Source organism: Aeromicrobium sp. Leaf272 (assembly GCF_001422865.1).
Classification (GTDB): Bacteria; Actinomycetota; Actinomycetes; order Propionibacteriales; family Nocardioidaceae; genus Aeromicrobium.
In genome coordinates this window covers 173,825-185,631 of record NZ_LMMY01000014.1, presented here as the reverse complement: position 1 = coordinate 185,631, position 11,807 = coordinate 173,825, and the positions used below count along the sequence as shown (strand labels likewise).

13 protein-coding genes and 1 pseudogene are annotated in these 11,807 nt (G+C 72.6%); all 14 read right to left on the bottom strand.

The features are described 5' to 3' along the window. Nucleotides 1-382: pseudogene (locus ASF38_RS19415) on the bottom strand (undecaprenyl/decaprenyl-phosphate alpha-N-acetylglucosaminyl 1-phosphate transferase); the annotation flags it as partial. Beyond that, on the bottom strand, nucleotides 375-1,019 hold the full coding sequence (locus ASF38_RS13775; protein WP_055966975.1) for an L-threonylcarbamoyladenylate synthase: 645 nt from the start codon (nucleotides 1,017-1,019) through the stop codon (nucleotides 375-377). The pseudogene ASF38_RS19415 and the gene ASF38_RS13775, both read right to left, overlap by 8 nt. 85 nt (nucleotides 1,020-1,104) lie before the next feature. Beyond that, entirely contained in the window at nucleotides 1,105-1,590 is a 486-nt protein-coding gene (locus ASF38_RS13770) for a VTT domain-containing protein (RefSeq protein ID WP_055966973.1), read from the bottom strand. 72 nt (nucleotides 1,591-1,662) lie between these two features. Then, complete coding sequence (locus ASF38_RS13765) at nucleotides 1,663-2,190, bottom strand: hypothetical protein (protein ID WP_055966969.1); 528 nt, start codon at nucleotides 2,188-2,190, stop codon at nucleotides 1,663-1,665. Beyond that, a complete protein-coding gene (locus ASF38_RS13760; protein ID WP_082480768.1) occupies nucleotides 2,187-3,278 on the bottom strand; it encodes an MCE family protein in 1,092 nt (363 codons plus the stop codon). The genes ASF38_RS13765 and ASF38_RS13760 overlap by 4 nt, the downstream gene beginning before the upstream one ends. Beyond that, a complete protein-coding gene (locus ASF38_RS13755) occupies nucleotides 3,275-4,480 on the bottom strand; it encodes an MCE family protein (protein WP_056576708.1) in 1,206 nt (401 codons plus the stop codon). The genes ASF38_RS13760 and ASF38_RS13755 overlap by 4 nt, the downstream gene beginning before the upstream one ends. Next, complete coding sequence (locus tag ASF38_RS13750) at nucleotides 4,477-5,541, bottom strand: MCE family protein (protein WP_055966958.1); 1,065 nt, start codon at nucleotides 5,539-5,541, stop codon at nucleotides 4,477-4,479. The genes ASF38_RS13755 and ASF38_RS13750 overlap by 4 nt, the downstream gene beginning before the upstream one ends. Next, complete coding sequence (locus tag ASF38_RS13745) at nucleotides 5,538-6,512, bottom strand: MCE family protein (RefSeq protein ID WP_056553936.1); 975 nt, start codon at nucleotides 6,510-6,512, stop codon at nucleotides 5,538-5,540. The genes ASF38_RS13750 and ASF38_RS13745 overlap by 4 nt, the downstream gene beginning before the upstream one ends. After that, nucleotides 6,509-7,513 carry an MCE family protein gene (locus ASF38_RS13740; RefSeq protein WP_056576705.1) on the bottom strand — a complete coding sequence of 335 codons (1,005 nt, stop codon included), beginning with the start codon at nucleotides 7,511-7,513 and terminating at the stop codon, nucleotides 6,509-6,511. Before ASF38_RS13740 ends, ASF38_RS13745 begins: the two co-directional genes overlap by 4 nt. Then, the gene (locus tag ASF38_RS13735; RefSeq protein WP_056576703.1) at nucleotides 7,510-8,739 is read right to left on the bottom strand and encodes an MCE family protein; all 1,230 of its coding nucleotides are present in this window, start codon (nucleotides 8,737-8,739) and stop codon (nucleotides 7,510-7,512) included. The genes ASF38_RS13740 and ASF38_RS13735 overlap by 4 nt, the downstream gene beginning before the upstream one ends. 7 nt (nucleotides 8,740-8,746) lie before the next feature. Further along, a complete protein-coding gene (locus tag ASF38_RS13730; protein WP_055966944.1) occupies nucleotides 8,747-9,586 on the bottom strand; it encodes an ABC transporter permease in 840 nt (279 codons plus the stop codon). After that, the gene (locus ASF38_RS13725) at nucleotides 9,583-10,434 is read right to left on the bottom strand and encodes an ABC transporter permease (protein ID WP_082480767.1); all 852 of its coding nucleotides are present in this window, start codon (nucleotides 10,432-10,434) and stop codon (nucleotides 9,583-9,585) included. The genes ASF38_RS13730 and ASF38_RS13725 overlap by 4 nt, the downstream gene beginning before the upstream one ends. A 198-nt stretch (nucleotides 10,435-10,632) precedes the next feature. Further along, nucleotides 10,633-11,490 carry a peptide chain release factor N(5)-glutamine methyltransferase gene (gene prmC / locus ASF38_RS13720; protein WP_369815204.1) on the bottom strand — a complete coding sequence of 286 codons (858 nt, stop codon included), beginning with the start codon at nucleotides 11,488-11,490 and terminating at the stop codon, nucleotides 10,633-10,635. Continuing rightward, a partial coding sequence (locus ASF38_RS19410) for a peptide chain release factor-like protein (protein WP_304438659.1) occupies nucleotides 11,487-11,807 on the bottom strand: 321 nt, incomplete at its 5' end. The genes ASF38_RS19410 and prmC, both read right to left, overlap by 4 nt.

The following is an 11,807-nucleotide window of genomic DNA, read 5'->3' as shown; positions in this document are numbered from 1 at the left end:
ACAGGAACTGCACCCCCATGGCCACCACCACGACCCCGGCGAGCACCTGGCCGGCGAACTTGCTGAGGGCGTCGAGCTCGAACAGGTCGTCGATCACGCCCACGACGCAGATCACCGCTCCCCCGACGATGACCGCCTGGGCGTCGCCGAAGACCGCGTCGTCGTTGCGCGACAGGAACGGCAGGTGGGTCGCCACGAGGTAGGCCGACACGAGCCCGCCGAGCATCGCGGGGCCGCCGAAGTACGGGGTGGGGATGGCGTGGACGTCGCGGTCGCGCACGCGGGCCACGGCCCCGAAGCGCACCGCGAGCATCCGCGCGATCGAGGCGAGGAGGTAGGTCACCCCGAGGGCGACCCCGAAGACGACGAGGTACTCACGCACCGAACGGCTCCACGGTGTTGTTGTAGCGGTGGAGGACGTCGAGGGTGACCGGTCCCTCGCGCAGGATGCGTGGCGAGCTGCCGGTCACGTCGAGGATCGTGGAGGCGGTGCCGCCGGGGCTGGTCCCGGCGTCGAGGTAGACGGCCACCGCGTCGCCCAGCATGCGCTCGGCGTCGTCGACGGTGACGGCGGCGGGCTCGCCGGTGAGGTTCGCGCTGCTCACCGCGAGCGGGCCCGTCTGCTTGAGCAGCGTGAGCGCGACGGGGTGGTCCGGCATCCGCACGGCCACGGTGTGGTGCGTCTCGCCCAGGTCCCACGTGAGGGACGGCTGCTGACGGCAGATGATCGTGAGCGGCCCGGGCCAGAGCTCGGTGGTCATGGACCGGAGCCATCCGGGGACGTCGGTGGCGAGCGCCTCGAGGGTCGTGGGGGCGCCCACGAGCACGGGCGGAGGCATCTGCCTCGTCCGGCCCTTGGCGTCGAGCAGGCGCTGCACGGCCTCGGGCGAGAACGCGTCGGCGGCGAGCCCGTACACCGTGTCGGTGGGCACCACGACCAGCTCACCGGACTCGAGCACGCCCTGGGCGGCGTCGATCCCGGTCTGGCGTGTCTCCTCGTCGGCGCAGTCGTACCTCACCGGGACACCCTAACGGCCGCGCCAGCGCCGACGCAGCGCCCACGCGGTCTGCCCACGCCGTCCGACACGCCGTCTGCCCAGGGCCTCACAGCACACCGTGGATGACGAAGGCGATGGCGAGGAACTGGATGGTCCGACCCAGGAAGACCATGGCGAGGAAGACCCAGAGCCGCTGGCGGGACAGCGGGGCGAGCAGCGTCACGACCGCGAGCGGCGGCACGGCGGCGAGCGCCGACAGGAACACCGTGGCCGCACCGGCCACGGGGCGGTCGAGCCAGGTGAGCAGGAGGTCGCCGGTACGGCGCAGCCACGCGGTCACCCGGTTCCGCGGCGGTCGGCGCTCGGCCTGCTTGCGGTAGCGGGCGGACCCGGTGCGCACCAGCTGGAACACGATCGCCTTGCCGACCACCGTGCCGACGCCGAGCGTGAGGATGACCAGGGCGAGGTCGAACCGGCTGTCGACGAGGGCGCCGAGGCTCAGCACGTAGATCTCGGCGTTGAGGAACATCGGCAGGATCGCCGAGCCCACGCCGAAGGCGAAGGCGGCCGCGTGGACCAGGACGACTGCCATGGTCCGGGAGCCTATCGGCAGGCGGACGCCCTGCGAGCACACCCGTCGCCGAGGACCTCCCGGCGCGCCGGGTCAGCGCAGCACGACGTCGCCGACCAGCCAGGCACCGTCCTGGCGGACCATGGTCATGACCACCCGGCTCCGCTCGGTGCGCTGGGTGCCGTCGCTGCCGCGGGTGATGGTCTGGTCGACGAACAGCAGCACCTCGACCTCGTCGGCGGAGACGGCCCTGCCGACCGCCTCGACGACGTCGCCGACCGCACGGGCCTCGACCCGGCGCGCCACCTGGGCGACGGGCTCGTTCGCCTCGGCGTACTCCCGCGCGAACTGCGGGGTCGCGCCGGTGCGCGCCCACGCCGTGTCGGCGTCGAAGGTCTCGCCGGTGTAGCTCGTGAGCTGGACGGCGCGGTCGCGCGCCACGGCCGTGGCCTCCGCCGCGGCGTCCGCACGCTGCTGTGCCGAGCGACCGGACAGGACGAGCCAGGCCGCACCGACGACCGAGGCAAGCAGCGCCACCGCCAGCGCGAGGGCCACGACACGCACCCGCCGGTCCCCGCCCGACGACAGGCGTTCCACGGCACTGCCGCGCGAGGTCGTCACCGTCGGTCCTGCGGCAGGGGCGCGTTGGACGACCCGCGCTGCTGGCCCCCGAACGTCGTCGGGCACGAGCGGTCCGGATCGATCGGCCGGCGCTCCGCATGCTTGGGGCTCGGGTCGGCGACGCCGTAGGAGCACACCCCACCGGGCGAGACCAGCATGTTGGTCTGGAGTCGCCCGCCCTTCACGGCCTCGGCGAACCGGTCGAACCCGCTGGGGAACACCCGGAGCAGCTCGCGCAGGTGCTGGTCGCGCGGGATCGTCATGTCGGCGAAGACGATCATCTCGTCGAGCACCCGCGGCAGCTTGAGCGCGACGAGCGACGTGAGCTCCCTCAGGTCCTGGACCCGCGCCGGGAGGGTCTCGATGCTGGTGCGGAGGGTCGGGTCGTAGTCGGCGAGCCAGGCGGTGAACGACTCGGCGGACCGCGCGAACTCGCGGAACTCGTCCTCCACGTCCACCCCTGTCCGCAGCACCGTGCGTCCGTTGACGAGGAGCCGCTCGGTCTCCGGCCACGTGCGGTCGAGGGTCTCGACGATCCGCGAGCCGGAGTCGAGGACACGGCGCAGGTCGTCGGGGTCCTCGAAGGCCACGCGCAGCTCCCGCAGCGTGGTCCGCAGGGCGGCGGTGTCGACGTCGGACATGAGGTCGTCGACCGAGCGCAGGGTCTGTGCGACCGTCGTCGGCGTGGTGGTCGCCGACGCCGCGATGCGGTCGCCGTCGTCCAGCCACGGTGCGCGGTGCTGCTCCGGCTGCAGGTCGAGGAACTGCTCACCGGCCGGGGAGAGCGAGCGCACGACCGCCCTGGCCGTGGCCGGGACCTGGGCACCGGGGTCGAGCGACAGGGTCGCGACGGCTCCGGACCCCTGGGCGCGGACTGTGTCGACCTTCCCGATGCGCACCCCGCGGTAGGTGACGCCCGACCCTTCGAACAGACCGCCGGTCGTGGCGAGGTCGACCTCCACGCGATCCTGGCGCTGCCCGACCGTCCCGCCCAGGACGGAGGTGTAGAGGTGCATCGAGACCAGGACCAGCACGGCGAGCAGCGCGAACGCGCTCGTGCGGTACCTCATGGGCATCGGACGGCTCATCGCGCGGCTCCCAGCAGTCCGTCGAGACCCAGTCCGGTGAGACCGCCGCCGCTCGAGGCGTCGGCGCCCGATCCCGAGGAGGCGCCGCTCGGGGGCACGATGCGGCCGAGGCCCGGGAGCGACCCGACCAACGACTCGATCCCGTCGACCAGCCCGTCCCCGGACAGCCCGTCCGTCCCGGGGGTCTCGATCCGCGGCAGGTCGAGGTCGCCCACCCCTGGCAACGACGGCAGCCCGACGCTCACGGAGGTCTGGAAGTACAGGTACGTGTTGAGGTACTCCGCCGGCACCGCCTCGTCGATGAGCCTCGAGAAGCCCACGAGGGTCCGCAGGCCCGGCTCGAACTCGTCCGCCGTCGTGTTGAGCGACTCGAACACCGGCCCCGCCTGGGCGAGCACCGTGGTGAGGTCGTCGCGCGAGCGGCCGACCACGTCCACGACGTCGGCGCCGAGCCGGTCGATCCCGCTGAGCAGGTCCACGAGCTCGTCGGTGTTCTCCCGGACGACCTCGGCGGCCGGGCGAAGGTCGGTCAGGGCCGCGTCGACCACGTCCTCGCGCTCGTCGAGGACCCGCGAGACCTCGGCCAGGGCGGTGAGGGCGGCATCGAGCTCGTCGTCGGAGGCGTTGAGGGCCGACGCCGTCCCCGCCATCCTGCGCAGCGCGGTGCGCACGGCCGGTTCGCGGCCCCCGAGTGCCGCGTTGGCCTCCTCGACGATGGTCTGGACCTGGCCGAGCCCACCACCGTTGATGAGCATCGAGGCGGCCGACATGGTGTCCTCGATGGTGGGCGCGCTCGACGCGTCGCCCGCGGCCAGCACGGAGCCCGGCGCCAGGAACGGACCGTCCGCGCCCTCCTCGCCGACGTCGACGAAGAGCTCACCGAGCGGCGTCGTGGCGCGCAGCCGCACCGTGGTGCCCTGACGGAGCCGACGGTCCGCGAGCACGTCCATCGTGACGCGGGCCCGGAAGTCACGGACCGAGATCTCCCGCACGCGCCCGACCAGCACACCGCCGCTCTTGACCGGCGCGCCGACCGCGAGGTTGAGCGCGTCGTCGAACTCCGCCGACAACGGGTAGGAGTCGCCGCCCAGTCGGCTCCCGGGGAGCGGCAGGTCCGAGGCCGTGGTGCTGCACCCGGCCAGGGCCACGGCCAGCAGCACGCCCACCACGGCACGGCCCAGGCGGCGCGTCGAGGAGGTCATCCCTCGCTCACCCCCGCCAGCGTCAGCAGGACGGTCCACAGCGGGAGGTCGAGCAGGCCCAGTCGCTCGCACGCGTCCTGCGGCGCGCGCTCGCAGAGGTCGGCGACCACCGTCCTGCCGGGCACGAGGTCGAGCGGACGGGTGCGGAAGCTGAGCCGGTCGTTCTCGTCGATCGCCCGGACCAGGTTCTGCAGCATGAGCGGGCCGGTGTCGAGGAGCTGCTGGTACTCGGCCTGGTGGTCGGCGAGGTCCTGGGCGAGCGCCACGAAGTCGTCCATCTGCGAGCTGATCCGCCCGCGCTGGTCGCGCACCACGATGCCGACCTCGCGCACCATGGCCGTGACGGCGTCGAACGTCGCCTCGATCGACTCGTGCTGCTCATCGAGCATCGTGGTGGCCTCGGCGACCTGGTCCACGAACTGCCGGACCACCTGGTCGTCGTTCGCCACCGCCGTCGTCAGCTGGTCGAGCCCGGTGATCGTGCCCTCGACGTCGCCCAGCTGGGCGTCGATGGTGCCCAGCACGTCGGCCATCCCGGCCAGCCCGTCGCGGATCGCGCCACCGTTCCCGTCGAGGTTGGCCGCCGACGACGTCAGCAGGCCGTTGAGCGCGTCCCCACCGTCCGCGCCCAGGGCCGACGACGTGGACTCCAGCGTCGAGAGCAGCTCGTCGAACTCGACCGGTGTCCGCGTCCGTTCCAGGGGGATCACGTCGCCGTCGCCCAGCGTCGCTCCGTCGCGGTAGACCGGTGTGAGCTCGACGTAGCGATCCGTGGCGACCGACCGCGACACCACCACCGCGGCGGCGTCGGCCGGGACGTCGATCCCGTCGTCCAGACGCAGGGTGACGTCGACGTGCCCGCCGCGGGGGCGCACCTCGACGACCTCACCGACCCGCACCCCCAGCACGCCGACGTCGTTGCCCTCGAAGAGTCCTGCGGCGTCGCGCAGCTGCACGGTCACGGTCCGGCCACCGGAGCCGACGCAGCTCGAGAGCAGCGGGGCCACGAGCGCCACCACGAGCACGGGCAGGAGGGCCCGCCACCACCGTCGGGTCCTCATGAGCACTCGTCCGGGCTCGCGAGGCACGCGAGGTTGTCGTTGATGGCGACCGGCACGTGCAGGTCGAGCCAGGGTCCGTTGCCCGAGGCGTTGGCGACGTACTTCGTCATCGTGGCCAACGACGACAGGGCCTTCGTCACGTCGTCGCGGGCGTCCTCGAGACCGTCGAGAGCGGTGGTGAGGTCGCGCAGCATCGGGTCGAGGTCCTCCTCGGTGTCGTCGAGCAGACCGCGCACCTGCACGGCCATGCGCAGCGCGTCGGACAGCATCTGGTCGATCACCTCACGACGGGAGGTCAGCTCGCCGAGCACGAGCGTCGACTGCTCCAGCAGGTCGAGCACGGCGTCGGCGTTGCGGTTGAGCGTGCCCGTCACGTCGTTGCTGGCCGCCAGGAGACGGGACAGCTGGTCGCTGCGCCGCGACGCGACGCGCGCGAGGTCGGCCACGCCCTCGACCGCGGCCCTCGTCTCGTCGGGGGTGCGACCGAGCACGTCGGCCATGACGTTCATGGAGCGGGCCAGACCCTCGGCGTCGAGCGTCTGCAGCGCGTCGGTCGAGGCGTCGACGACGTCCTGCAGGTTGTAGGGCACCGAGGTCCGCGCGAGCGGGATCCTGGCGTCGGCGAGGTCACCGGTGCCGCGCGGTGCCACCTCGAGGAAGTGGCTCCCGAGCAGCGTCGCGACCTTGACGGCGACCCCCGTGGACCGACCGAGCCGCACGTCGCGGTCGGCGGTGAAGGTCACGACCACGCGATCCTTCGCCAGTCGGATCCCGGTCACCTCCCCCACGCCGACGCCGGCGACCTGGACCTCCTCGCCGACCCGCAGGCCGGCCGTGTGCTCGAGCTCGGCCGTGTACGTGCGCTGGCCGAACGGGATGACGCTGAGCGCCAGGACGAGCAGGCCGAGGACCCCCAGTCCGACGACCCCGACCATGCCGACGCGGCGTGCGTGCGTCCGTCGATCGCTCATCGGCAGACCTCCGAGTAGGGGCCGTCGGTGGAGCCGAGGTTGATCAGCTCGCCACCGACCTCCACCCCGAGGTTGCAGATGTACATGTTGAGCCAGGTGCCGTAGGACATCGGTCGGGCGAACGCGCCGGTGGCGGTCGGCACGGCGGCCAGCATGGTCTGCAGCTCGCCCATGTTGTCGGCGAACAGCGCCGCGGTGGTGCGCAGCGCCGTCGTCACCCGGGCGACGTCGGGGCGGGTGTCCTCGACGAGGTCGGCCGTGACCCGGGAGAGCTCGGAGATGCCGTCGATGGACTCACCGATCGTGGTGCGCTGCTCGGCCAGGCCGGTCATCAGCGCCCGCAGCTCCCCGACCGTGGCGGTGAGGTCGTCCTCGCGGTCGACGAGGTTCTCGAGCACCGGGGTGAGGTGGGTGAGGACGTCGGTGACGACCGCGTCCTTGTCGGCAAGGTTGCGCGTGAGCGTCGCCGTCTCGTCGAGCAGGCTCTCCACCGTGCCGCCCTCCCCCTGGAGCACCTTGACCACCGACTCCGCGAGCTGGTTCACGTCCTCGGGCCGGAGCGTCTCGAAGAGCGGCTCGAAGCCGTTGAGCAGCGCGGTGAGGTCGAAGCCGGGGCTCGTGCGCGACGTCGGGACGACGCTGCCCGGCTCCAGGGCCGTGCCCCGCTCACGGCCGGGCAGCAGCGCCAGGTACCGCTGGCCGAGCAGGTTCTGGTAGCGGATCACCATGCCCGTGGTGTCGGTCAGACGCTGCCCCTCCCCCACGGACACCCGCACGCGGGCGGTGTCACCACCGACGAGCTCGATGCCGTCGACGCGACCGACCCGGACACCGGCGGCGCGCACGTCGTCGCCGACGCGCAGCCCGCTGACCGAGGTGAAGTCCGCCACGTAGGTCCGGGTGGTCCCCTCCGTCCTGTTCAGCATCGTGTTCGCGAGCACCACGAGGACGAGCACGCACACGGTGGCGAAGGTGACGAGCTTGACGACGGTGGCCCTCATCGGTCGCCGCCCTCCAGGTAGGGGCGCCCGAGGAGCTCGGCGACACCACCCTGGGGGGCGGCCTCCAGCTCGTCGAGCATGTCGCGGAGCTCGGCGACCAGGGCGTCGTCGGCGGGCGTCGCGGTGTTCGTGCCGCTGCCGGTCGAGCCCGGCGTGCCACCGCACCGCGGGCCGCGGGCCGTCCCGTAGGTGGGGCAGTCCGACGCGGTGTACGGCGCGTCGTCGCCGGTCTTGATGAAGACGTTCGTCGACATGTAGGAGCCCTGCGAGAACGTCTCGGCCTGCTTGGCGGCGAAGTCGACGAACGAGGTGAAGCTGTCGGGCAGACCGGCGCGCTCGTCGTACATGGCGTCGACCACGACCGCGGCACCGTCGAGCGCCTCGACGAACGGGTCCCCGACGGCGTCGAGCGCCCGACGCCCCTCGCCCACGAGGGCGTTGCTCCCGGCGAGGAGCGTGGTGAGCTGCGCCCGCTTCTGCACGATCGTGCGGCTCGTCACGAGCGCGTTGCGCGTGGCGTCGAGCAGCTGCGGCGACGTCTCGGCCAGCGTCGTCATGTTCTGCGCGAACAGCTCGAGGTCCTCGCGCAGCAGCGGCAGCCGGGGCTCCAGGCGGCCGAGGTAGCCGGAGACCGTCTCGATCGTGCCGCCGAGCTGGTCGCCGCGGCCGTCGAGCACCGTCGCGAGCGCACCCAGGGTGGCCGACAGCTCGGCCGGCTCCACGGCGGTGAGGATGCGGTAGGAGCTGTCGAGCGTGTCCTGCAGCTCGAGCGTCTCGGCGTCCCGGGCCTGCTCGATGGCGGCACCGGCTCGCAGGGCGCCGCGCTCGCTCCGGGGTCGGACCAGGTCGACGTAGGTCGTGCCGAACACCGTGGCGGGCAGCACGCGCGCCGTCACCTGCGCCGGGACCTCACGTGCGTGCCGCTCGTCGATGCGCAGGTCGATCCGCACCGAGGGGTCGGCACCGTCGGCCGTCGTGCCCGGCTCCTGGGTGATCGAGGTGACGCGTCCGACGATCACGCCGTCGAGCTTGACGTCCGAGCCCGGGACGAGCGACCCGCCGGCGTCGTCGACGAGGGCGTGCGCCGTCGTGTCGTCCGCCAGGGCACCTCGCGACACCGCGGCCAGGGCCGCGCCCACGAGCACCAGGAGCACCACGAGCACGAGGCCGCGGCGCACGAGGACCGCGCGGCCGGGGTCGTCGGGATCGATCGTCGTCAGGTCCATCGCCGCATCACCCCGCGATCCGGACGCCGGGGTCGCCGCCCCAGAAGAGCAGGGTGAGCACCATGTCGAGCAGGACCACGACGACGATGCTGGCCCGGATCGCCCGGCCCGTCGCCTCGCCGACACCCTGCGCCCCACCGCTCGCGGTGAACCCGAACCAGCAGTGGATGAGCGTCACGGCAGCGGCGAACACCAGGATCTTCACGACCGACAGCAGCACGTCGCGCAGGGCGACGAACGAGGTGAAGTAGTGCTCGAACGTGCCCGGCGGTTGTCCGAAGATGAACGTGACGGAGAGCTGGGTCGCCAGGTACGAGCCCGCCAGCCCGATCAGGTAGAGCGGAAGGATCGCCGCCATCGCCGCGACGAGCCGGGTGGTGACCAGGAAGTGCAGGGGCGGGACCGACATGACCGCGAGGGCGTCGATCTCCTCGTGCACCCGCATCGATCCGAGCTGTGCGGTGAAGCGACAGCCGACCTGGGCGGCCAGGGCGAGCGCCGCGATGAGCGGGGCGAGCTCGCGCGTGTTCACGACCGCGGACACGAAGCCGGTCAGAGGTGCCAGGCCGATGGTCTCCAGCCCGTTGAAGCCCTCGATGCCCAGGGAGGTCCCGGCCGACAGGGACAGCAGCACCATGACGCCGACCGTCCCGCCCCCCACCAGCAGCGCACCGGTCCCCCAGCTGATGTCGGAGAGGATCCTGAACGTCTCGAGCCGGTAGGTGCGCAGCGTCGCGGGGATCGCCCCCACCACTTTCGCGGCGAAGGTCAGCTGGGCCCCCATCAGCTCCAGCGCGTTCCCCGGCGCCGCCATGGCGCGCCGGCCGGCGCGTTCCAGGCCGCTCATGCCATCCTCTGCGGCACGAGCATGACGTAGCCCTGGGTGATCACGACGTTGACGACGGCCAGGGCGATGACGCTGATCACCACGCTGGCGTTGACGGCGTCGGCGACGCCCTTGGGGCCGCCCTGCGCCGACAGACCCTTGTGGCACGCCACGATCGTGGCGATGAAGCCGAAGATCGCGGCCTTGGCCTCGGCGAGCAGCAGGTCGGAGGGCTGGGCGAAGCTCGTGAAGGACCCGATGTAGGTGCCCGAGCTGACGTCGCCGGACCAGACGTTGAGCGCGTAGCCGGTGGTCATGGCGGTGGCGGCCACCACCACGTTGAGGAGCAGGCCGACCGTGACCGCTGCGACCATGCGCGGTGCCACGATGCGCTGCGTCGGGTTGAGTCCCATGACCCGCATGGCGTCGATCTCCTCGCGCACGGTCTGCGAGCCGATCTGGGCACAGATGGCCGAGCCGACGGCTCCGGCCATGAGGAGCGAGGTGACGAGCGGCGCGCCCTGGCGGAGCACGCCGATGCCGTTGACCGCCCCGGAGAACGAGACCGCACCGATCTGCGACGCGACCGCACCGACCTGCACCGCCACGATCACGCCGAACGGGATCGCGACGAGGATCGTCGGCAGCAGGGCCACGCGCGTCATGAACCAGGCCTGCTCGACGTACTCGCGCCAGGCGAACCGGCCGCGCAGGATGTCGACGACGGCGAAGCGCAGGGACCCGAGGCCGAGGAGGATCATCTCGCCGAAGGTCTCGAGGCCGGCGTTGCCGGAGGCACGCAGGCCCGTGGCGGTGCGCGCCAGGCGTCCGGAGGCCGCGCCTGGGGGCACCGACGTGTCCGCGCTCATCCGACCTCCCTCACCGCCGCAGATGATACCTGTACGAAGGTACTAGTTCAGGGCCTCTCGGGGAAGAGAACGAGCCAGGAAGGCGTGGGTCACGTCACACGGCCCGGCGCAGCGGACCGTTCGGACGGTCGCGGACGGCCCCCACGGCAGCGCACGGGACCCGCGGCGACGGCGGGAGCGCCGTCGGCGGGGCGAGCCTCAGGGGCGACGGGCGGTGAGGAAGCGGGGCCGGTCCGCGAGGTCCACGTGGTCACGCACGTCGGACCAACGTCGGGCGAACACACCGGGGGCGGACTCGCCCTGCGCGTCGGCGTGCTCGGCCCCGACCGAGCCGCCCGGGCGCAGCAGCCGCCACGCGGCCTGCTCGAGCGCACGCATGGCGTCGAGACCGTCGTCGCCCGACCAGAGCGCGAGCGACGGGTCGTGGTCGCGTGCCTCGGGGGCGACGCTCTCCCAGGCCTCGAGCGGGATGTACGGCGGGTTGCAGACGACCACGTCGACGGTGCCGTCGAGGTCCGCGAACGCCTCGAAGGCGTCACCGAGACGGAGGTCGACGCCGGTGTCCCCCAGGTTGCGCTCGGCCCAGCCGTACGCGGCCTCGTCGAGCTCGACGGCGTGCACGCGGGCCCGCGGCACCTCGTGCACGATCGACAACGCGATGGCGCCGGAGCCGGTGCACAGGTCGACGACCACCGGCGGCTCCTCGCGCGCGGCGACGACGGCGGCCGCCTGCTCGACGGCCCACCCCGCGAGCAGCTCGGTCTCGGGACGCGGGACGAAGACCCCCGGGCCCACCTCGAGGTCGACGTAGCGGAACCCGGCGGACCCGGTGAGGTGCTGCAGCGGGACCCGACGAGCCCTCGCCTGGACCATGTCGCGGTACACCTGCGCCTGGGGACCCTGCGGCCGTGCGGTCAGGAGCAGACCGCGTGGCGTCCCGGTCACGTGGGCGAGCAGGATCTCGGCATCGACCCGCGGCGACGCCACGCCTCCTGCCGTCAGCGTGTCCGTGGCCTCGTCCAGGAGCCGCTCGGCCTGGCTGCGCACCCGGCTCACGCTCTCGTCCCGTCGACCGACTCGAGTCGTTCGGCGAGGTCGGAGTCCACGAGGGAGCCGATCACGTCGTCGAGCGCGCCGTCCATCACGGCATCGAGGTTGTAGGCCTTGTACCCGGTGCGATGGTCGGAGATCCGGTTCTCGGGGAAGGTGTAGGTGCGCACCCGCTCCGAGCGGTCCATGGTGCGGATCTGGGACCTGCGGGCGTCCGAGGCCTCGGCGTCCGCCGCGGCCTGGGCCGCCTCGAGCAGACGGGCCCGGAGGATCCGCAGGGCCTGCTCCTTGTTCTGCAGCTGGCTCTTCTCGTTCTGGCAGCT

What these genes read in the sequence shown, in the direction of transcription:
- ASF38_RS13755 (WP_056576708.1), bottom strand. Translation starts at nt 4,480, where the DNA reads ATGACCTCCTCGACGCGCCGCCTGGGCCGTGCCGTGGTGGGCGTGCTG.
- ASF38_RS13760 (WP_082480768.1), bottom strand. Translation starts at nt 3,278, where the DNA reads ATGAGCCGTCCGATGCCCATGAGGTACCGCACGAGCGCGTTCGCGCTG.
- ASF38_RS13730 (WP_055966944.1), bottom strand. Translation starts at nt 9,586, where the DNA reads ATGAGCGGCCTGGAACGCGCCGGCCGGCGCGCCATGGCGGCGCCGGGG.
- ASF38_RS13750 (WP_055966958.1), bottom strand. Translation starts at nt 5,541, where the DNA reads ATGAGGACCCGACGGTGGTGGCGGGCCCTCCTGCCCGTGCTCGTGGTG.
- ASF38_RS13735 (WP_056576703.1), bottom strand. Translation starts at nt 8,739, where the DNA reads ATGGACCTGACGACGATCGATCCCGACGACCCCGGCCGCGCGGTCCTC.
- ASF38_RS13740 (WP_056576705.1), bottom strand. Translation starts at nt 7,513, where the DNA reads ATGAGGGCCACCGTCGTCAAGCTCGTCACCTTCGCCACCGTGTGCGTG.
- ASF38_RS13745 (WP_056553936.1), bottom strand. Translation starts at nt 6,512, where the DNA reads ATGAGCGATCGACGGACGCACGCACGCCGCGTCGGCATGGTCGGGGTC.
- ASF38_RS13770 (WP_055966973.1), bottom strand. Translation starts at nt 1,590, where the DNA reads ATGGCAGTCGTCCTGGTCCACGCGGCCGCCTTCGCCTTCGGCGTGGGC.
- ASF38_RS13725 (WP_082480767.1), bottom strand. Translation starts at nt 10,434, where the DNA reads ATGAGCGCGGACACGTCGGTGCCCCCAGGCGCGGCCTCCGGACGCCTG.